This window comes from Ignavibacteriales bacterium, assembly GCA_026390815.1.
Classification (GTDB): Bacteria; Bacteroidota; Ignavibacteria; order Ignavibacteriales; family SURF-24; genus JAPLFH01.
Map to the genome: position 1 here is coordinate 238,336 of JAPLFH010000007.1, position 23,477 is coordinate 261,812.

General features: G+C 35.2%; 13 protein-coding genes. 9 read left to right on the plus strand and 4 right to left on the minus strand.

The annotated features are described in order from the left end of the window. Nucleotides 1–49: 49 nt before the first annotated feature. From NTX22_03420 to NTX22_03460, 9 genes are all read left to right on the plus strand, one after another. Nucleotides 50–4,318 (plus strand): PAS domain S-box protein, encoded by a 4,269-nt coding sequence (locus NTX22_03420; protein MCX6149556.1) that lies wholly within the window; start codon nt 50–52, stop codon nt 4,316–4,318. Nucleotides 4,319–4,341: 23 nt separating this feature from the next. Further along, nucleotides 4,342–7,449 (plus strand): PAS domain S-box protein, encoded by a 3,108-nt coding sequence (locus tag NTX22_03425; GenBank protein ID MCX6149557.1) that lies wholly within the window; start codon nt 4,342–4,344, stop codon nt 7,447–7,449. Further along, nucleotides 7,446–9,167, plus strand: a complete 1,722-nt coding sequence (gene kaiC, locus NTX22_03430; protein MCX6149558.1) for a circadian clock protein KaiC — start codon at nt 7,446–7,448, stop codon at nt 9,165–9,167. Before NTX22_03425 ends, kaiC begins: the two co-directional genes overlap by 4 nt. 105 nt (nt 9,168–9,272) lie before the next feature. Beyond that, nucleotides 9,273–9,614, plus strand: coding sequence for a circadian clock protein KaiB (gene kaiB, locus NTX22_03435; GenBank protein MCX6149559.1), 342 nt, complete (start codon nt 9,273–9,275; stop codon nt 9,612–9,614). A 23-nt stretch (nt 9,615–9,637) separates the two neighbouring features. Next, nucleotides 9,638–9,991: a circadian clock protein KaiB gene (gene kaiB, locus NTX22_03440; GenBank protein MCX6149560.1), complete on the plus strand. Its 354-nt coding sequence runs from the start codon at nt 9,638–9,640 to the stop codon at nt 9,989–9,991. Between the two features lie 31 nt (nt 9,992–10,022). Next, nucleotides 10,023–13,052 (plus strand): PAS domain S-box protein, encoded by a 3,030-nt coding sequence (locus tag NTX22_03445; protein ID MCX6149561.1) that lies wholly within the window; start codon nt 10,023–10,025, stop codon nt 13,050–13,052. 152 nt (nt 13,053–13,204) lie between these two features. After that, nucleotides 13,205–15,550, plus strand: coding sequence for a PAS domain S-box protein (locus tag NTX22_03450; GenBank protein MCX6149562.1), 2,346 nt, complete (start codon nt 13,205–13,207; stop codon nt 15,548–15,550). Between the two features lie 23 nt (nt 15,551–15,573). Next, complete coding sequence (locus NTX22_03455) at nt 15,574–18,375, plus strand: PAS domain S-box protein (GenBank protein MCX6149563.1); 2,802 nt, start codon at nt 15,574–15,576, stop codon at nt 18,373–18,375. A 188-nt stretch (nt 18,376–18,563) separates the two neighbouring features. After that, the gene (locus NTX22_03460; protein MCX6149564.1) at nt 18,564–20,348 is read left to right on the plus strand and encodes an ATP-binding protein; all 1,785 of its coding nucleotides are present in this window, start codon (nt 18,564–18,566) and stop codon (nt 20,346–20,348) included. 580 nt (nt 20,349–20,928) lie between these two features. Here NTX22_03460 and NTX22_03465 read toward each other — a convergent pair. The 4 genes from NTX22_03465 to NTX22_03480 all read right to left on the minus strand — a co-directional run bounded on the left by NTX22_03465 (nt 20,929) and on the right by NTX22_03480 (nt 23,318). After that, complete coding sequence (locus tag NTX22_03465; protein ID MCX6149565.1) at nt 20,929–21,216, minus strand: helix-turn-helix domain-containing protein; 288 nt, start codon at nt 21,214–21,216, stop codon at nt 20,929–20,931. Nucleotides 21,217–21,225: 9 nt separating this feature from the next. Beyond that, nucleotides 21,226–21,555 carry a type II toxin-antitoxin system RelE/ParE family toxin gene (locus NTX22_03470; protein ID MCX6149566.1) on the minus strand — a complete coding sequence of 110 codons (330 nt, stop codon included), beginning with the start codon at nt 21,553–21,555 and terminating at the stop codon, nt 21,226–21,228. A 482-nt stretch (nt 21,556–22,037) separates the two neighbouring features. Further along, nucleotides 22,038–23,033 carry a hypothetical protein gene (locus tag NTX22_03475; protein MCX6149567.1) on the minus strand — a complete coding sequence of 332 codons (996 nt, stop codon included), beginning with the start codon at nt 23,031–23,033 and terminating at the stop codon, nt 22,038–22,040. Nucleotides 23,034–23,066: 33 nt separating this feature from the next. Further along, complete coding sequence (locus NTX22_03480) at nt 23,067–23,318, minus strand: T9SS type A sorting domain-containing protein (protein MCX6149568.1); 252 nt, start codon at nt 23,316–23,318, stop codon at nt 23,067–23,069. Nucleotides 23,319–23,477: the final 159 nt, after the last annotated feature.

A 23,477-nucleotide genomic window follows, 5' to 3' on the forward strand; every position in this document is an offset into this window, starting at 1 on the left:
ATTTTACTATGCCAATAGTCAATTAAAATACAGGATGGATAAATAGCTTATGAAAAATATTGCTAAAACTAAGGACGAACTTTTACAAGAATTGAACGCGCTAAAACAAGAGTATGCTACTCTGAAAATCAAGTATGAGAAAGATATCTACGAACACCTGACTACCAAAGAGGTGGAGGTTACGTTGAAGAAAAGCGAAGAATGCTTCAGAATGATCTTTGAGAATGCACCCGTGATGATTGATGCTTTTAATAAAGATGGAAACTGCACAATGTGGAACAAAGAGTGTGAGAAAACCTTTGGATGGACTATTGAGGAAATCAATTCTTATGATGAACCACTGTCGCTCTTCTATCCTGACCCCAAAATAAAAGAGCAGGTTATTGCAACAATTATATCAAGCCCTGAAAAAATTTTCAGGGAATGGCATCCGCATACGAAAGACGGAACTGTTCTGTCATGTCTATGGGCAAATTTTAGACTACCCGATGAAACTGTAATGAATCTGGGATACAACATCACCGAGAGTAACCGGGCGGAAGAAGCGCTGCGGAAAAGTGAATTGCGATTTAAACAAATATCTGAAAACGCACAGGAATCGATTTGGGAAGTGGACAACAATGGTTTATACACTTATGTAAGTTCGAATATAAAAGAGTTGTTAGGTTATGAAGCTGAAGAAATAGTTGGTATTAAATATTTTTATGATTTTTTTGACCCGGAAAATAAAGAAGATTTAAAACAGGCTGCCCTTGGAGCGTTTGCCCGTAAAGAAAGTTTTAAAAATTTTATTAATTGTAACATTCATAAAAACGGCAAAAAAATTATTCTTTCTACCTCCTGTATTCCAATGCTTGATAATGAAAATAATCTTATTGGTTATCGCGGAGTAGATATAGATATCACCGAACGCAAGTTGGCAGAAGAAACGTTACTTAAAAGTAAACTGCAATATGACAACCTGGTTTCTAAAATTCCCGTAGGTATATACATTTTACATACAATGCTGGAAGGAACATTCGTATTAGATTACGTCAGCCCAAAGATGGCGGATATGTTTAATGTAAGTGTTGAGAGCCTCTTGGCAGATAGCCAAATCGTTATCCAATCGATTCACCCGGATGATAGGGATAACTTTGTCAAATTGAATCAGGAGGGAATTCGATTACGGCGCCCATTTGATTGGAAGGGTCGGGTTCTTACCGCTAAAGGGGTCAAGTGGCTGCACCTCGAGTCGTCACCCGAACCACAGGAAAACGGAGAAATCTTGTGGCATGGTCTTGCCGTGGATATCACCGAGCGCAAACTGGCTGAAGAGTTATTGAAATCAAGTGAAGAAAAATATCGTACTTTGTTTGAGAATATTCCTATTGGAATTGGTGTAGGGGATTTGACTGGCAAAATTATAACTTTTAATGATTCTATGCTTAAACCGGGTGGTTATTCCCGTGACGATATTATAAAAATGGGAAATTTGGAGAATCTTTATTATAATTTTTCAGACCGGGCTACAATTATTTCTCTTGTAAAAGAAAAAGAATTTGTTAATCAATACCCTGTAAAATTCAAACGCAAAGACGGCTCCGCCTATGATACTTTATTGTCACTTTCAAGAATCAATATTAACGGTCAGCCAAGAATTCAGGCACTTGTAGAAGATATCACCGAACGCAAACGCATCGAAGAGGCACTACATGAAAGTGAAGCAAATACGCGCGCCATACTGGAAGCTATGTCAACAGGAATTTTGATTATTGATCCAGAAACACACACTATTGTAGATTTAAATTCAGTAACCAGTAAAATGATTGGAGAACCTAAGGAAAAAATCGTCGGAAGAGTTTGCCATCAATTCATTTGTCCGGCAGAAAATGAAAAATGCCCAGTTACAGATCTTGAGCAAGTGGTTGACAACTCTGAGCGTGTATTGTTAAATAAAGAAGGTATAAGGATCCCAATTCTAAAGACGGTTTCACAAATAACCATGGGAGAACGAAAATTACTTATAGAGAATTTTACTGATATTACCGAACTCAAACGGGTGGAAAAAGAACTAAAAGAATCCGAAAATAAATTTCGCACTGTTATTGAAGAAGCAGTTGAAATTGTTTTTATTGTTAATAACCGTGGATATTTTACTTATGTCAACCCATCTGGATCAAAATCATCCGGTTATTCACTAGATGAACTAAAACAATTAAAGTATATAGACTTAATCGAACCCGAACATAAAAAAAGAGTTACACGAAATTATTTACGGCAGTATCTGGAAAGAAAATCAATATCAACTACAGAATATCCGTTCAGAACAAAATCGGGTGAGATCAAGTGGTTCAATCAAAATGTCCGTTTGATTATTGAAAACAACGAAGTAACAGGATTTTATGTAATTGCAAGAGACATAACAGAACTTCGAAAAGCTGAAATTGCTTTAAAAGATAGTGAAGTTAAATTGAATGTTATCCTTGAATCTATTGCTGACGGAATACTGGCTGTTGATAGTAAAGGTAAGATTATTAAAACCAACAAGAAGTTTGCTGAACTTTGGCAAATTCCTCAATCTATAATTGATTCCGGAGATGACAATACTTTATTGAATTTTATCCTTGAACAGTTAGTTGATGCAGAAGCGTTTATTTCTAAAGTCCAGAAACTCTACAATTCTACTGATGAAGATTTAGATTTAGTTCATTTTAAGGACGGGCGTATTTTTGAAAGATTTTCTACCCCTTATTTAATGCAGGATTCTTCAATCGGAAGAGTGTGGTCATTCCATGATATCACCAAGCGTAAGCAAGCAGAGGAGACTTTAAAAAATGAAAGATTATTATTACGCACACTGATTGACCATATTCCCGATTCAATTTATTCCAAAGATTTAGCTTGCCGCAAGACACTTGTTAACCTAACAGATTTACGTTATTCGGGGGCGAAATCAGAAGCAGAAATTTTAGGGAAGACGGACTTTGATCTTTATCCAAAAGAACTTGCTGAAAAATTCATTGCTGACGACCAATCTGTAATGCAATCTGGTAAACCAGTCCTTAACAAAGAAGAATATGTTATAGATGAGAACGGTCATCAGCGGTGGCTGCTCACTTCAAAACTACCATTGAAAGATGAAAAGGGAAATATAACAGGTATTGTTGGAATTGGTCGCGACATAACAGATCGGAAGAATGCAGAAGAAGAAATTCAAAAGCATAATGAACAGTTTAGATTGGTCTGGAATGGATCCCTTGATGGAATGAGAATAATGGACGAGAAGGGAAAGATAGTTATGGTTAATGAGGCTTTTTGTAATATGATTGGACTTGAAAGACAACAGCTTGAAGGAGAACATCTATCGGTATTGTTTCATAAAAGTATAAATGAAATTTCTGATCCTAATGAACAGAATTCTAAAATGGATGTTTACAAGCAGCGCTTTTATGACAAAAAAATTGAACCAAAGTTTGAAAGAGAACTTCACTTATGGGATGACAGAAAAGTTTGGTTCGAAGTAACTAACGCCTATATGGAAATTGAGGGAGGCAAGAATGTATTACTTAGTATTTTCAGAGATATATCAGTGCGCAAGCTATCAGAATTAATTATTCAGCAGCAAAATAACCAACTACAAGAACTAAACGCATCCAAGGATAAATTCTTTTCAATCATTGCACATGATTTAAAAAGTCCTTTCCAAGGTTTCTTAAATTTGACTAAGATAATGGCTACTGAAAGCCAGGATTTTACAATATCGGAATTTGCAGAATTTAGCCAGGCTTTAAATGAATCTGCTGTTAATCTGTATAAGTTGCTGGAAAATTTGTTGGACTGGGCTACAATACAGCAGGGAAAAAAGCCCTTCAATTTGCAAAGGCTGAATCTAAAGACAATGGTTACGCAAAACATCTCTACTAATATGGATCGTGCTAAACAAAAAGGGATTTCAATAATCAATCAAGTAGAAGATTCAATTAATGTTTCAGCAGATGAACAAATGATTAACACAGTTCTCAGAAATCTTATATCCAATGCAGTCAAATTCACAAGAAAAGATGGAACGATTACAGTAAATGCTAAGCCAATCGAAAATGAAATGATCGAAATATCAGTTATCGATACCGGTATTGGAATATCAGATAAAGATTTAAAGAGACTTTTTAAGATAGGTGAACAAGTAAGTTCTAAAGGTACAGAAGGTGAATCAAGTACCGGATTAGGATTACTACTATCCAAAGAATTTGTAGAAAAACATAACGGAAATATTTGGGTTGATAGCAAAGAGAATGTAGGCAGCACTTTTTATTTTACTTTGCCAAAAATCATTTGAAATAAAATACGGATAAATAGGTTATGAAAAATATTGATAAAACTAAAGACGAACTTTTACAAGAATTGAATGCGCTAAAACAAGAGAATGCAGTTCTAAAAGTCAGGTATGAAAAAGATATTAGTGAGCCCAAGCCGGAGGAGGATGCTTTGCGAAAGAGTGAGCAACAGATTCGGACATTCCTTGATTCGACTTCGGACATGGCATTTCTTAAAGATGAAAGCTTCCGTCATATTATTGTAAATAGTTCTTTGTGTAAATTCTACGGTAAAACAGAAAATGAAATTATCGGTAAAACCGATTTTGATCTGATGCCCGAAGAAGCCGCACTACAATGCAGAAAGACGGATGAACAAACTCTGCAATTGATTGCTCTAATTACTTCCGAAGAAGTTATTGGTGACAGATATTATGAGACGCTAAAATTTCCCGTCGAAATTTCAAAGGAAAAAAAGGGTGTTGGTGCATATATCAGTGACATTACTGAACGCAAGCGAAATGAAGAAACGCTTAAAATAAGGAATCAGAATTTAGCTTCTCTAAATAATATTGCTATCGAGCTCGCTTCTATTCAGGAAGGAAACGATTTGTACAGAATTATAGTTAATAACCTTAAAAACCTCACCGGCGCTTCACTCGCAACTTTTGGATTGTACGATTTTCATACACGGGAGATTCATGTAAAACATACCGCATTCGACAAAAATATTGATGAAGATCTTACAAAGGCACTTGGTGGGGAAAAACTGATGGAGAAAAGTTTTCCGGTCGATGATGAAGTCAGAAGAGTTCTTATACAAGACCCGGTAAAATTTCAATCAACATTAACGGATGTAACATTCGGCGTTGTCCCTTCAGCAATCGGGAAACTCATACAGAAGATTGAGGGTTTCGATAGATTTGTAGGCATTGCATACATTGTTGATGATGAATTATACGGCACTTCAGTGTTGAGTTTTAAAACTGATCAAACCAATCCTTCTCTTGAAATTTTGAATTTGTTTGCCAACATGGTAGCTGTTTCACTTAAACGTAAGCTGGCTGAGCAAGCCCGGAATGAAAGCGAAGAAAAATTTCGTTCATATATAGAGCATTCTCCTTTCGGTATATATGTTACGGATGATACCGGACATTATTGCGATTGCAATCGTGTTGCACTTGAGCTGGTTGGTTACACACGTGAAGAACTTTTAAATATGAGCATTACGGATATAACTCCTGTTGAAGAAAGCGAAATGCACGTCAAAAAATTGAAAGAGGAAGGATATATCTTTATCGAAACTTTCCTTATTCGGAAAAATAAATCTAAGGTCCCGGTTTTGTTAGAGGCGGTTAGATTGCCCAACAATATGTTAATGGCTTATTGTACCGATATTACTGAACGCAAGCGGGCTGAAGAATTATTACGTAAAAGCGAAGAAAAATACCGCAGCATCTTTGAGAACATTCAGGATGTGTACTTTGAGGTATCGATGGACGGAACGATCCTCGAGGTGAGTCCTTCCATCGAGATCATGTCAAGAGGAGGATATCATCGCAATGATTTCATCGGGAAGTCGATGCACGATTTTTATGCTATTACAAGCGGGGGGCAAACTCTCCTTTCGTTATTAAAAGAACAAGGCAGTGTTATTGATAATGAGATCGTTTTTAAGAACAATGATGGTTCACACATACCGTGTTCTATTTCTGTAAAGATAAATTTGGATTCTGAAGGACGACCCGAAAAAATTATTGGCAGTATGCATGACATTACAGAACGCAAACGGGCAGAAGAATCAATAATCGAAAGGGAAAATTTTCTAAACACATTGCTCGATGCAATTCCGATCCCTGTGTTTTACAAGGATAAAGCCGGACGATATTTAGGTTTTAATAAAGCTTATGAAACATTTTTTGGTACCTCTAGGAATGAAATAATTGGGAAAACCGTATTTGAAATATCTCCACCGGAACTTGCCGAAGTTTATAATGCAAAAGATATTGAATTGTTGGAAAATGGGGTTATTCAACGTTACGAGTTCCAAATAAAAACTAAACACGATCTAATTCGTGATGTTATCTTTAATAAAGCGGTCTTTACGGATAATAGTGGAAAAGTCAATGGACTTATCGGTACAATCCTCGATATCACCGAGCGCAAACAGGTCGAAGAGAAACTTCGAACGAGTGAAGCAAAGTTCAGGGCAGTGGCTGAATTATCTCCAATGGCAATCTATTCTTCAAGTGGCAGCGATCGAAAGGCAGTATATATAAATGATACTTTTTATAAAATATTCGGCTTTTCGATGGAGGATGTACCAACAGTTGGGCAATGGTGGATAAAAGCATTCCCTGATGAAAAATACCGACAAAAGGTAATTGATCAATGGGTATATAACATCGAACAAGCCAACAAAAACAACAGGGATGTTGAGGCATTGGAGTGCGTTTGTACCTGCAAGGATGGTTCAGAGAAAATTATCGTCTGGGTAGGCAAAACGATTGGCGAAGAATTCTGGGCGTTTGGATATGATATTACAGAGCGCAAACAGATGGAAAAATGGTTGATGGAAAGTGAAAAAGAATTTCGCACACTATCTGAGTCCATGCCACAGATCGTATGGATTACCACGGCAGACGGCTGGAATATTTATTTTAATAAGCAGTGGGTTGATTACACGGGAATGACACTTGAGGAAAGTTACGGTAATGGTTGGAACAAACCATTCCATCCTGAAGACCAGCAAAAAGCTTGGGATACATGGCAAAATGCGATAAAAAATAATGACATCTATTCAATTGAATCTCGCCTTCGCCGCGCAGATGGTGTATATAATTGGTTTCTGATCCGCGGTGTACCGTTGATGGATGAACATGGCAATATTCTCAAATGGTTTGGTACATGTACAGACATCAACGAAATAAAACATACAGAAGAAGAGATCAAAAAGAAAGCAACAGAGCTTGAACGCTTCAACCGTTTGGCTGCCGGAAGAGAAATAAAAATGATTGAATTAAAACAGAAGGTAAATGAACTTTCTGAACAACTTGGTCTTGCAAAGCCACACGCATTGGATTTCCTTACTGAAATAAAAAATGAAAATTCTAAAAACTTTAACAACAAATTACCTGGAGAAAAAATCTTATGAAAAAAAACGAAGAACTAACCGAGCCAAAAGTACTTACCAAAGTGCTAACCGGTATTCAGGGCTTGGACGAAGTTACTGGGGGAGGTTTACCAAAAGGAAGACCTACGCTTGTATGCGGCAACGCAGGCTGCGGAAAAACTCTTTTTGCAATGGAATTTCTCGTTCACGGAGCTGTACTCTACAATGAACCTGGTGTCTTTATGGCATTCGAGGAAACAGAAACAGAACTTACAACAAATGTTGCTTCACTTGGATTCGATTTAGACAAACTTGTTGCAGAAAAAAAGATTGTGCTCGATCATGTTCATATCGAACGGAGTGAAATAGAAGAGACCGGTGAATATGATTTAGAAGGATTGTTCATCCGGCTTAACCACGCAATTGACAGCATTGGTGCAAAGCGCGTTGTATTAGATACAATCGAATCATTATTTGCAGGTTTGCCCAACCCACTAATATTGCGCGCGGAACTCCGCCGGTTATTCCGCTGGTTAAAAGTGAAAGGTGTAACGGCTATAATAACCGGAGAGCGCGGTGATGGGGATCTTACACGGCATGGATTGGAAGAATATGTTTCTGATTGTGTAATTGTGTTAGACCATCGCGTTACAGAGCAAACATCCGTAAGACGGCTTCGGGTTGTAAAATATCGTGGTTCAGTGCATGGTACAAATGAGTATCCGTTCCTTATTGATGCGAGTGGATTTTCGGTTCTGCCTATTACCTCAATTGGTCTTGCGCACATCGTTTCTTCTGAACGAATTTCAACCGGAGTACCGCGTCTTGATACAATGCTTAGCATTGAAGGATACTACCGCGGAAGCAGTGTGCTTGTTTCCGGTACAGCCGGCACTGGTAAAAGCAGTCTTGCCTCCCACTTTTCTTTAGCTGCCTGTAAACGCGGGGAACGCGTTCTCTATTTTGCCCTGGAAGAATCTGCTGACCAGATAATGCGTAATATGCTTTCTATTGGGATTGATCTAAAGCCGTGGGTAGAAAAAGGATTACTAAAATTTCATGCAAAACGTGTTACCTTTTATGGTTTAGAAGCGTACCTTACAGTGATGCATAAAGAGGTAAATGATTTTAAACCGCAGGTTGTTATTCTGGATCCTATAAGCAGTTTTATTATTGGCACAAATGTAATTGAAGCAAAAGCCATGATAATGCGAATGATTGACTTCTTAAAATTCAATAATATAACAGCGTTTATGACCAGCCTTACCAGCGGCAGTACAGATTTAGAACATACAGAAATAAACATGTCATCTTTGATTGATACCTGGCTGCTATTGCGTGATATTGAAATTGGCGGCGAGCGTAACCGCGGAATGTACATTCTTAAATCGCGCGGTATGGCGCACTCAAATCAAATACGCGAATTCATATTGACCGACCATGGCGCTGAATTGCTTGATGTATATGTTGGGCAGGAGGGTGTGTTAACCGGAACTGCAAGGGTAGCACAGGAAGCTAAAGAAAAATCAAACCAATTATTACGCAACCAGGAAATAGAACTTAAACGACGCGAATTAGTACGCAAACGTAAAGCCTTGGAAGCCCAGATTGCCTTACTACAGGTTGAATTTGAAGCTGATGAAGCCGAAGCGCTTAAGGTTATTGGATTTGAAGAAGATAGAAATAATCTTTTAGCACAAGATGAAAATGAAATGGCTAAGAGCAGGAAAGCAGATGTTGATGTAAAAACAGAAAATTGAAAGAAGGTTGAAAGACGGTAGGTTATTAGGTTGTAGGTAATAAGCCTAATAGCCTACAGCCATTAGCCTAAACACCTAAATAAAAAATATTTAAAGGAACTTACTATGAAAACCAATGAAGTAAAATCGAAAACCAGCAAGCAGCAAAAAGAAATTTCAAAAACAGAAAACGATAAATGGATATTGCGTTTGTATGTAGCTGGTCAAACCCCCAAATCAATAACAGCATTTAAAAATCTAAAATCTATTTGTGAGGATCAATTGAAAGGTAAATACACAATTGAAGTGATTGACCTTATACAGAACCCACATCTAAGCCGAGATGACCAAATACTTGCAGTACCAACTTTAGTAAGGAAATTACCAGTTCCGGTTAGAAAGATAATTGGTGACTTATCAGACACAGACCGTGTATTAGTTGGATTAGATTTGATGCCAAGAAGTTAATTAAACAATAGGAGAGATTAATTATGAACAATGTTAAAAAAGAAATAAAAATTTCTACCGAACAATTTGAAGCGGCGATTGTAAAGGAGAAAAAAGAAAATTACTTGTTACGGTTATATGTAACCGGTACAACTCCTCAATCCGCCCGGGCAATTATCAACATACAAAAGATTTGTGAAGAATATCTGAAAGGACGATATAGCCTGGAAGTGATAGACCTCTACCAGAAACCCAACTTAACCAAAGGAGATCAGATAATTGCTGTGCCAACGCTTCTTAGAAAATTACCTCCTCCTATACGCCGGATAATCGGAGATTTGTCCAATCGAGAGCGGGTGCTTATCGGGCTCGATTTGCGGGAAGTAAAGAAAAAGTGAGTTATCAACTTTTGTTAAAGGAATTATTTTTATGGAAAAGATTTCTCTATTAAAAAAAGAAAGCCAATTACTTCTTGAAAACCAAGAATTGCGTTTGCGTTTAACGGAAGCGGAAGAAACACTGAATGCAATTAGAAATGGTGAAGTGGATGCAATTATTGTTAACGGACCAGATGGTGAAAAAATATTTTCACTTACGTCCGCAGAAACCCCTTACCGGATAATAGTTGAAGAAATGAATGAAGGAGCAGTTGTTCTATCAGCAGATGGAATAATACTGTATTGCAACCGCCGGTTTGCTGAAATTGTTTCTCTTTCATTAGAACAAATAGTCGGATCACATTTTACACGGTTTGTTTCCGAAAGTGATAAACAAAAATATGATAAATTGCTGCAGGCTGGTCTTAAAGGGAATAGTAGTGGAGAGATTGCCAATTTAAAATCTGATGGGAATCCTTTGTATCTTCATCTTTCATTTAGCTCTTTGCCTCCGGAACTATTAGGTGATGTTTGCATTATGACTGCAGATGTTTCTGATCTTAAGCAAATAGAAGAAAAATTGCGTCACTCATACGATACATTGGAACAACGAATTAACGAAAGAACTGCTGAGCTTAAAAAAACAATCGATGAATTAGCAAACTCGCGGTTTGCAGTTATGAATATGATGGAAGATGCTTTAGAAGCCAAGGATGCTCTTGAAATTGCAAATAAGAAGTTGAAAGAAGAGGTTATTGAGCGCAATAGTGTAGCCGATGAGCTGCGGATTAGAGAAGCATATTTATCAGCAATAATTGAAAACCAACCTGGCTTAACTTGGCTAAAAAATTCAGAAGGACGTTTTTTAGCTGTGAATAATGCGTTTGCTGTTTCCTGCGGTAAACAATCTGCAACGGATGTTGTAGGAAAGACAGACCTCGATATATGGTCCCGCGAATTGGCGGAGAAATACCGTACCGACGACGCTCTCGTAATACAAAATGCTAAGTCAATTTCGGTTGAAGAGTTAATACAAGTAAAAGGTGAAGCTAAATGGTTCGAAACTTTTAAAACTCCGGTCAAGGATTCAAATGGGATTATAATAGGTACAACAGGGTATTCTCGTGATATTACTGAGCGCAAGCATGCAGAGAACCAACTTCGCAAATTATCCCGCGCTGTAGATCAAAGTCCAACTTCTATTATTATTACTGATACAGAAGGAAACATAGAATATGTAAATCCTAAATTGATTGAAATTTCCGGCTATCAACTTTCAGAAGTACTTGGAAAAAATCCGAGGATATTTAGTTCGGGAGAAAAACTTAAAAGTGAGTACAAAATTCTTTGGGATAAACTTTCAGAAGGAAAGGAATGGCATGGCGAATTTCATAACAAAAAGAAAAACGGAGAGCTTTACTGGGAGTATGCATCAATCTCTCCAATTTTAAATATAAATGGAGACGTGACAAATTATCTTGCAGTTAAAGAAGATATAACTGAAAAAAAACAGCAGGATGAAATAATATTTCAAACCAATGAACAATTCAGGGCAGTATGGGAAAATTCATTTGAAGCAATGAGGCTTACAGATTCTAAAGGTAATATAGTAAGTGTAAATCAAGCATTTGCAAAATTATTTGAAAAACATTTAGATGAGTTAATTGGCGAGAATTTTAATGTTGTTTATTCTGATGATGATTTAGATTCTGTGGATCATTACATTGTGAATTTCTCTTCAAGAAAAATAAAATCGCAATTTGAAGCAGAACTAGATCTTTGGAATGGGAAAAAATTGTGGGCAGAATTATCAAATTCCTTTATCGTATTAAAAGATAAATCTACTTTACTATTAAGTATTTTCCGGGATATTAGTGAAAAGAAAAAAGCTGTGAATGAGATAATAAAAGCAAAAGAGAAAGCTGAAGAAATGAACCGGCTGAAATCCAGTTTCTTATCCAATATGAGCCACGAACTACGAACACCGCTGATTGGAATACTTGGTTTTGCAGAAATTCTTAAATTAGACTTACCTGATGAAGAAAATAAAGAGTATGCAAAAGTAATTTTTGAAAGCGGAACGAGGCTAAAGGAAACATTAAACCTGATACTCGACTTATCAAAACTTGAAGCTGAATCATTCAAGTTGAATTCTGAAGAGATTGAACTAACTTCCTACATCCCAACTCTGGTTAAAGTATTTGAGAAATTAGCTAAGACTAAAGGAATAGAATTAAACCTTATTACTGGGGAAGAATTACTGTATTCAAACCTGGATAAAGTTCTGTTAGATTCCATTATAAATAACATGTTAAACAATGCTTTAAAGTATACACGCAAAGGTAAAGTAACAGTTGAAATTAATAAAATAACAAACAAAGAAAAATTGAATGTGGAGATATTAGTTAAAGATACCGGAATAGGAATATCTGCGGGAAATTTGTCGGTAATTTTCGAGCCGTTTAGGCAGGTAAGCGAAGGATGGGGCAGGAATTATGAAGGTACAGGATTGGGTCTAACGATTGTAAAAAAATATGTGGAGGTTATGAATGGAACAATAACTGTAGAAAGTAAGGTTGGAGTTGGTTCAACATTTATAGTTCAGTTTCCACTTATTAAATTAATGTCTAAGAAAAGTGAAATAGTAAGTACTGGAACGAAAGAAGAAAATTATAAAATTGAAACAACTAAAATTAGTAAACCATCAATTTTATATGTCGAAGATGATATTGTAAGTCAGAAAGTAATTATTGCAATGGTTAGCAATTATTATGGAATTGAATGTATTGAAACCGGTGAAAAGGCGATTGAAATGGTCAGCAAGAAAAAATATGATATCATTCTTATGGATATAAATCTTCTTGGTAACTTAAATGGAATAGAGACGGCACAAAAAATAAAAAAAATAAAAGGATATTTGGACACGCCAATAGTTGCAGTAACAGCGTACGCTATGGTTGGAGATAAAGAAAAAATGTTAAGAGAAGGCTGCACACATTATATATCCAAACCATTTTCAAAGGTTGAGCTGCTACCATTGTTAACAGAGGCTCTTAGTCCTTTGAATATAAATGAAAAATGAAACGGAATAAATTTAAAACTAAAGCACATATTAAAATATTCCACTTTGACTCGGAAAAGATGAAAGAAATTCTGTAAATCCATACTACATTCATCCTGATGAAAGTAGTCTAAATATAATTCCGCAGTTAAACAGGAAACCAATGGTAAAAAATGAAAGATCAAAATTCTAAGGCGCTTGATTTATTTCTTCTAATGTTTAATCTGTCTCAGCTAATATTAAAGGAAAAGATTGTTGATGTTTTTGTGGAAGCCATAAAAGAAATATGGTCAGATATAATTGTCTCATATCAGCTATCAAAAACCGGGGACGAAAAAAATATAATTGAAATCTCTACTTCCAACAGTAATTATGGATTTATAAAGATTGATAATTTTGCTGATTTGGAAAATGAAGACCAAGGTCTACTTCAAAATGCAGTAGGAATGCTTGCAATTATTCTAAAGGAAAATGAACAGGATAAACTTTTGGCAGATGAGAAATTGCATTTACAAAAACTTGTTGATGAAAAAATAAATGCACTTAAGGAAAGCGAAGTAAAGTATCGCAATATCTTTGAGAATATACAGGATGTGTATTTCGAGACATTGATAGATGGTACGATCCTTGAATTAAGCCCTTCTATTGGGTTTATAACGAAAGGACAGTATAATAGGAATGAACTCATTGGAAAGTCAATGTATGACTTCTATCTTAATACTAATGAACGGCAAACTCTTCTATCAGCATTACGAGAGAGAGGAAGTGTTACAGATTTTGAAATAACGCTCAAGAACAAAGATGGCTCACAAATTTCATGTTCGATTTCGTCAAAGATCTGTTTCGATACCCAAGGGAATCCGGAAAAAATTATTGGAGGTATGCGCGATATTTCTACTCGTAAACAATCTGAAAAAGTTACCACAGCCTTGTACGATATCTCAAAGGCAGTTTACACTTCAGACACTTTAGATTTGCTCTTTTCCCGAATTCATCATGCTCTTGTCCAAATCATACACGCAAAGAATTTATTTATAGCACTTATCGACGAGGCAGGCGAAAACTTAGTTTTTCCATACGAAGTTGACGAGAATACTGATGACTCCTCCACAGTCATTTCTCTTAACGATTCTCAATCGTTAACAGTTGCAGTGATCAAATCCAGGAAGCCTCTTTTGCTGGATGAAAAGGAATTAAACGAAAGGTATGCAAGTGGAAAAAGTCGTTTATGGAAAAGTAAACCAAAGTGCTGGATGGGGGTTCCATTGTTACTCGGTGAGCGCGTCATCGGTGCAATGGCGGTGCAGGATTATGATAAAGCTGGTGTATACACCAATGAGGATGTTTTACTTTTTACAGTGGCAGCAGAACAGGTGACGATTGCCATTCAACGTAAAATTTCAGAAGAAGCGTTGAAAGAAAGTGAAGAACACTTTAGATCTGTTGCTCAATCCGCTAATGATGGTATTATTACAGCCGATAACAAAGGAATAATATTAGGCTGGAACCCTGGAGCTGAAAAAATATTTGGTTATACGGAAAAAGAGATATCCGGAAAAGAATTGAGTAAAATAATTCCGCAAGATTACATTGAACAACACATCAAAGGAATGAGGCGTATTGAACAAGGTGGTGAAAATCATGTTATTGGTAAAACAGTAGAATTGCATGGAATTCATAAGAACGGAAAAGAGTTTCCATTGGAATTATCATTAGCAGAATGGGAAACTTCTAATGGGAAATTTTTTACCGGAATTATTCGGGATATTACCCAACGCAAACAGGCTGAAAACGAAATTCAAAAACATAACATACAACTATCGGAAATCAATGCCGCCAAAGACAAATTCTTTTCAATCATTGCTCACGATTTAAAAAGTCCTTTTCTTGGTTTTTTAAATCTAACTGAAATTATGGCAACTGAAAGCCAGGATTTTACTATATCCCAATTTGCAGAGTTTAGCCAGGCATTAAATGAATCTGCTGTTAATCTGTATAAGTTGCTCGAAAATTTATTGGACTGGGCAACAATACAAAGGGGAAAAATGGATTTCAATTTGCAAAAACATAATCTCAGTAAATTGGTTTCCCAAAGTATTTCTACTATTATGGATCGTGCAAAACAAAAAGGTATTTCCATAATCAATCTAGTTGAAGATTCTATAAAAGTTTCAGCAGATGAAAAAATGATTAACTCAGTTTTCAGAAATCTTCTATCCAACGCAGTCAAATTCACCAGAAAAGATGGAACGATTACGGTAAATGCTAAATCAATCGATAATGGAATGATAGAAATATCAGTAAGCGATACTGGTGTTGGAATTAGTAAGGACGTTGTTGTGAAGTTGTTTAAGGTTGGGGAAAAGATAGGCTCAAAAGGGACTGAAGGAGAATTGAGTACCGGACTGGGTTTATTACTCTGCAAAGAATTTATTGAAATGCACAATGGAAAAATTTGGGTTGAGAGCAAAGAGGAAATAGGATCAACTTTTTATTTTACTTTGCCAAAAATCATTTGAAATATAATATGGATAAATAGGTTATGAAAAATATTGATAAAACTAAAGACGAACTTTTACAAGAATTGGATGAACTAAAACAAGAGAACGCAGCTCTGAAAGTCAGGTATGAGAAAGATATCAACGCACACCTGTCTGCCGAACAAGTAGGAAAACAGGCTGAAGAAGAGCTTGTAAAATTTAAATTATGTATCCAAATGTCTTTCGAAGCAATCTTCATTACGGATATAAACGGTATTATAATTTTTGTTAATAAAGCATTTGAACAAACCTATGGTTATAATTCGTCCGAAGCGATTGGAAAAACACTTCGTATTCTAAAATCTGGTATGTACAATAACGATATATATAAACAATTTTGGGATAAATTATTATCAAAGGAAGTAGCCTCCGGTGAAATCATTAATAAAGCGAAAGATGGTCGTTTAATTACAGTTGAAGTATTCAATACATCAATTATTAATTCAAAAGGGGATATCGTTGGGTTCATAGGTATTCATCGTGATATTACGAAGCGTAAACAGGCGGAGGAAGCATTAAAAAATTCTCGCGAGGACTTAAATCGGATGCTAAATTCAATAGCTGAAGGTGCATATGGAGTGGACACCAGTGGCAATTGCACCTTTGTAAATCGGGCATTTTTAAAAATACTGGGTTACCAGAATGAACATGAAATTCTTGGCAAACACATTCACGAACTCATTCATCATTCTCATTACGATGGCAGTCCTTATCCATCAATTGAATGCAAAATGTATCGCGCTCATCAGACCAATCAACCAATCAATGTTTCTGATGAGGTGTTTTGGAGTAAGGATGGTGTTGCCATTCCGGTTGAATACTGGTCGCATCCAATTGTAAAGGACGGAGTAGTTATAGGTTCAATAGCTACATTTATCAACATTACTGAACGTAAACAGGCAGAAGAGGAAATTACAATGCTTGCTCACTCTTTAAAAAGCGTAAATGAATGTGTTAGCATAACTGATATGGAAGACAAAATTTTGTTCGTCAACGAATCATTTTTGAAAACTTATGGTTACAATGAAAATGAACTGGTTGGAAAAAATATAAATATAGTCCGTTCACTAAATAATTTACCAGAATTAGTTAAGGAAATTTTACCAGCTACAAAGCAAGGAGGATGGCAAGGTGAATTGTGGAATAAAAGAAAGGACGGAAGTGAATTCCTGATTAATCTTTCCACAACTTTAATTAAAGATAAAGATGGGAAATTCTTAGGATTAATTGGAGTTGCAACCGATATAACGGAGCACAGACAAGCAGAAGAAAAACTTATGAAACTTTCCAGCGCTATTGAACAAACAGTAGATACAGTTGTTATAGCTGATCGCGAGGGAATCATAGAATATGTTAATCCTGCCTTTGAAGATTTAACCGGATATACGTCAGAAGAAGCTTTAGGTAAAACACCAAGAATACTAAAGTCCGGTACAAAGGACCAGAAATACTATGAAGCATTGTGGAGAACAATTTTATCTGGCAAAGTATTCAGAGCAGAAATAGTAAATAAAAAGAAAAACGGTGATTTGTATTTCTTGGAAAAAACCATTTCTCCGATCTTCGATAAAAATAAAAACATTACACATTTTGTAGGTACAGGAGTAGATATAACTGAACGCAAACTTGCTGAAAAAGGATTGATTGAGGCAAAAGAAAAAGCCGAAGAAATGAACCGGTTAAAATCGAGCTTCTTATCTAATATGAGTCACGAGCTTCGTACACCAATAATTGGAATAATCGGTTTTGCAGAAATTCTGATAGATGAATTAACTGATGAGGAATATAAAGGACAGTTACAAATAATTCTTGAAAGTGGAAACAGGCTAAAAGAAACATTAAACCTGATACTGGATATATCAAAAATAGAAGCAGAATCTTTAACTATAAATTCTGAAGAGATTGAAATGACTTCTTACGTTCCAAATCTTGTAAAAGTATTCGAAAAATCTGCAGAAGCTACAGGGATTGAATTAAAAATAATTACGGAAGAAGAATTATTATTTTCTTACCTCGATAAAGATATGTTAACTTCAATTGTAAATAACCTGATTAACAATGCAATTAAGTACACTCCAAAAGGTAAAGTAACAGTTGATATTAAGAAAGTAACCTTCAACGAAAATTTGAATGTGGAAATACTAGTAAAAGATACCGGTATAGGAATATCTGACGAAAATCTGTCAATTATTTTTGAACCTTTCAGACAGGCAAGCGAAGGGTGGTCCAGAAAATTTGAAGGTACAGGATTGGGTCTTACGCTTGTAAAAAAATATGTTGAGATTATGAATGGTGCAATAACTGTGGAAAGTAAGGTAGGTGTAGGTTCAACATTTAAAGTTCTGTTCCCACTTATTAAAGTAGTATTAATGAAAAATGAAAAAGTAGATATTGAGGCGAAAAAAGAAAATGTTGTAATTGAAACAGAGAGAATTAGTAAACCATCAATTTTATATGTCGAAGATGATATTGTTACTCAAAGAGTAATTAGTAGTATGGTTAACAATTCTTATAGCATTGAATGTACTGAAAATGGTGAAAAGGCAATTGAAATGGTGAGCAAGAAAAATTATGATATCATACTTATGGATATAAATCTTCCTGGTAAATTAAGTGGCTTAATGACAACACAAACAATAAAAAAAATAAAAGGTTTTTTGGACACCCCAATAGTTGCAGTAACGTCGTACGCTATGGCTGGTGACAAAGAAATAATGTTAAGCGAAGGCTGCACTCATTATATATCTAAACCATTTTCAAAAGGTGAGCTGCTATCATTGTTAAGTGAAGCTATTAATACTTAGAATGTAAAAATAATATTCAAATATATTACAATAAAGATGAACAGTTTACTCCATTTATTAATCTGGTTTTTTCTTCAATAGTAATATCCATATTAAGAATTACTATTGTCCGAAACTATTTTATGATATAAAGTGAAGTGATAATCTAAATTGTTATGAAAGTATAAAAAGAATTTATAGGAATTATGATGTCTAAAACCAACAGATCTGTTGCGGAATATATTTACAAACTGGATATTCCTTTTTCCAGGAATAAATATAAAAGAGTTAAAAATGAATTTGAAAAACTCTTAGTCTCACCTATAAAAGCTATTTCTCTATTGGTAACAGTTGCAGGTATATTTGCTCTATTATTCGAAGTAAAATATTTTTCAAATTTATCGGGGCAGATTTACATTGTTCGTTTAGCTCAGACAATAATCTCATTTTCGATACTTGTCTTTTCCTTCCTGTATGAAAAAAAGAAACACCAGGTTTTTATTATTCACATACTATTATCTTTGGTAGTAATTGTTTCTGCTATAATGGTTATTCTAATTCCGTCTACGTTCCAATTCAATTCACAAATAGCCGGTTTAATAATTTTTACATCGTCATTATTTTTAAGCTGGGAAGTAAAAAATCAAATTATTGTGGCTATATATTACAATGCTTTTTCAGTTTCAGCAATATTTCTAAGTAATACAAAGACATTTATTACAGCCAATTTTATAGAATCAGTAATTTATGTTTTGTTCCTTGGTTTATTTTCTATAATTGCAAGCGCAGTTAATTTCAAGATGAGAATGGAACTTGCTGAAAAATCTTTTATAATTGAAGAATCCGAGAAGAAATTCCGTTCGTTGTTTGATAATTCGACAGAAGGAATTTTTCAAATGGATATAAATGGAAAATTTATTACAGCAAATCCTTCATTGATAAAAATATTTGATTTCGATTCCTTTGAAGATATAATTAAAAATAATATTGATATTGCATTTTTGACTAAACATTTTGAAGAAAGTGGCGAAGTAAAAAATTATAGATTCAACTTAAAGAAAAAAGATGGGAGAGAAGTAGTTGTTTCCTTAAATGCAAAAATGATTTATGATGAAGATAAAAAATTCCGTTTCTATGAAGGCAATATGCGCGATATTACAAAAGAAGTTTTACTTGAGCGTGAAAGATTGGCAGTTGTAGAAGCGCTAAGAATTGAAAAAGAAAAATCTGATTGTCTGGCAAATGAGGCAATTGAGGTGAGTAAGATAAAAAGTGATTTTTTGGCTTATATGAGTCATGAAATTCGTCTTCCAATTAATGGTGTTCTGGGCTATTTAGAAATAGTTGAACAGGAAGCTTATAATGATAAAAGCGATCTGATGATGTGTGTTAAAAAGGCAACCTCTTCAGCTAATTCACTTTTAAATTTTATGAATAATATTCTGGATATTTCTAAAATTGAAGCTTGTAGAATGGAATTGGAAGAAATTAATTTTAGTTTAAGAGAAGTTCTAACTGATGCTATATCCACAGTGGATTCACTTGTACTCGATAAGTCTTTAAAAATTAAAAGCAATATCGAAAATAATATTCCATTAATTCTAATAGGCGATCCGGATAGGTTACGGCAGATTTTTATTAATTTTTTAAGTAATGCCATCAAATTCACCCAAGAAGGAGAAATTTTAATAAATATATCCCTGCTAAAAATAACTGACCATGATGCTACTATCTTTGCTTCAGTTAAAGATACAGGCATCGGTATTTCAAAGGAACAACTTAATATGTTATTTGAAGCTTATTCTCAAGCTGATAAATCTTATAAACGAATTTATGGTGGTACCGGATTAGGTCTTCGTATCTGTAAAGAATTTATTCACATGATGGATGGTGAAATTAGTGTTGAAAGTGAAGAAGGCAAAGGAAGTGAATTTAGATTTACTGCAAAATTTAAAATTACAAATGAACTATTGGGATATTCATCAATGAAATGAAACTGCATCTTAAATGCAATCATTGATCGGTACAAGTGAGATGCGATGTGATACAAACTTGCCTTTGTCGCCTGCCTGCGGTAGGCACATAGGCGTCAACCTAAGGAAATTTTGTACTTGAATAGCTCCGGCATTTATGCCGGAGTATCGGAATCCTAAAAAAATCCTGGACTTTAGTCCAACCTACTTGCAGTAGGCAAGTACAATCCTAATGTTGGGCTAAAGCCCTAAATTCTTGGAGAATATTCTTTCCCCGACTTGAAAACCTGCCTACGGTAAGCAGGGTCGGGGCTATATTTTCATCATAAACTAAATATTTTACCTTAAGTTGACGCCTATGTGCTTGCAGCAGGCAAGCCTATCGGGATGTATATTTCTTCATCCCAGAGGGATGATATAATTGTAGAAACAGAAAGAAAAAATAGAGCAAAATGCCGTAGGCATGATATAATAAAAATCATAATTTGACCGAAAAATAAAATAATCAACAGTTTATTAATCAGTAATTGATACCCTTAAGTTGACGCCTATGTGCAGTAGGCAAGCCCGGTATAGATCCTTGTTAACGTTTTGTTGTTGTTTAATTATATAAAACATTTAGCACTGCATTTGGATCTTTATATAATAAATTTAATAAAACTAATGCAGGACCTTGTGGATATCTATCGCCTCTTTCCCAATGACGTAAGGTTCCTAAACTTATTCCAAATGATACTGCAAATTTTGGCTGACTCATCCCAATTCTTTCTCTCAACTTTTTCACATCAATATGTATTGGTTTAAATTCTCTGGCTGCTTTAGTATTTCCTTTGGAATATTCTATTGCTTCTTTCAATCCTTTGCTTATGCTTTTATATGCCACACTCATTTTTTACCTCTAATAATTTTTTATCAATTCTTTTACCAATTTTTCTAATTCATTTCGTTCTGCCTTACTTAGATTTATCTTTTCATTTTTAGTGAATATTGTCAACAAGAATAAGGGAATAGTTTCATTATAGAAAAAATAAATTACTCTGGAACCACCGCTTTTGCCTTTACCTTTTGATACCCATCTTAACTTTCTAATTCCTCCGGTTCCTTGTATTAATGCGCCGACTTTGGGATTGGAAGATAAATAATAAAACAATTCATCTCTCTCTTCTTCCAGCAATATTTTTTCTGCTCTCTTAATATATTCCGGTAATTCAACTATTGTAATTAGCATATTCAAATATAATCCATTGGCTTACCTTAATCAAGATGAAATTAACTTTGTCATTTAGCAGCACAACGGAGTAGTTTTTAAGCCATCCAACAGAACAATGCAATGATCGTCAAAGTTGTAATCTTTATGAAATGAAAAAGAAACTACAACCAGATTAGATTTATTCTTCCCCGTATTGGAATTTTTACATTCCCCTTTTTATTATCATTATGTTAACACATCACGGAATGATCCGTGAGGTTTAGGAAACACTCCTGTCCTTAAACCGAAGCACCTTAGAGTGATTTGACAGGTTTTCCTGATACTCCCTGCCTGTGGTTCATCTCTGTTCACTTCTCTTTGTACTTCTCTGGCGGGTAGCTCAGCCAGTCTTTTCGCTTGACCCCCACAGTCTTACCTTTCTTTCGATTCGCTTAATAGTTGCCCACAGTCCACCATCACGAAAACAAAATGCTTTGATAGGTTTCACGTTTGTTGGCAAATTAATCCTTCAAGCACCGAATACTATGGCCATAAACCTTTGTCTGATTGTTGGTGACCACGATATTACTAGTACTACCGTCCAAGAGTGAGTAGAATACCTTATCAGCAGAATACTCCGTGGAGCTCCAAAAACGAGTATAGTTTAGTAAAGTCATAAATAGACCAACGTTATTGCAATATCCCGCAAGCAATGCAGAAAATCCGCTTGTGTTTGTACCTGCTCCACTTTCTTCAGTACCTTGTCCAACTTCTTTTAATGAATTGCCATTACTACCCACTGCTAGTTGTAACGTTGTGTATTCTCCGACCGTTGGTATGTGCCAGCCTGTTGGGCAGATCCCTTGTACATTTCCACTAAATGCCGGGCTGGGTGATGTTGTATTGGTTGCCCCATTCAAATATTGCACCGCTTCCGCCCATTGGTATAAACCACCATAAGTAGCACAATTAGATTCGAGATTATTATAACAATATTTTTCTATTATGCTGTTATCCTTTTGGTAATTTGCATCACTTCCAACTCTACTGTCAATTCTTGTCCCTATATTTAGATTTTCTTTTAACCAGCATTGGTTGCCTATCTGTACAGTATTGTATGTTTCACCAGAATATGTTAAAGTTGGATCTACGCAAGGTCCCCCGTCAATTACTAAATCGTTTGCAATTATCCTTATTTTGAATTGATCATTATAACCACCAGAGTATGTCCAGATTATTGACTTGGTTAAACCGTCCTGGGCGTTAACTAAAGTTCCAATATCGCCGCTTGCCGTAACGTAATTATAATTCCATGTTGTTCCATTATCACTTGAAACTTCCATACTTATGGTAACTGTGTTTTCTTCTGCATCTGCTACATTGTATGTAACCGTTACTGTACCACCGGAAATAGTGAATGCTACATTTGTAACTACCGGATTTGTATTTGCTGCCCATAATTGTGAGGTCAATAAAAAAATTATGGCTAAATAGTATAGTTTATTTTTTAGTATCATTTTTTTCTCCATTTATCCGCTACAGCGCATTGACTATTTTAATAACAACATTTTCTTTATTGCAACAAAATTACCGGATTGTAATTTGTAATAATAAATCCCATTGCTTAACTCACTGGCATTAAAATTAACTTTATAATTTCCAGCTTCCCGGTTTTCATTTACAAGAGTTGTTATCAATTTTCCTAACACGTCATATATTCTTAGTGTTACATTTGAAGCAGTAAGTATTGAGTATGATATGACTGTGCTTGGATTAAATGGATTTGGGTAATTTTGTTCCAAAGTATATTCCTTCACCCAACTAGTATAACGTTTCATATAAACATTGACATTAATATTCTAAATTTATATCAAACTTTTTCCAACGGAAGACAACCGGAACATCATTTATCTCTTTAATCCAAAGAATGATTCTTCGTTTTAACTCAGCCTTATCATAGA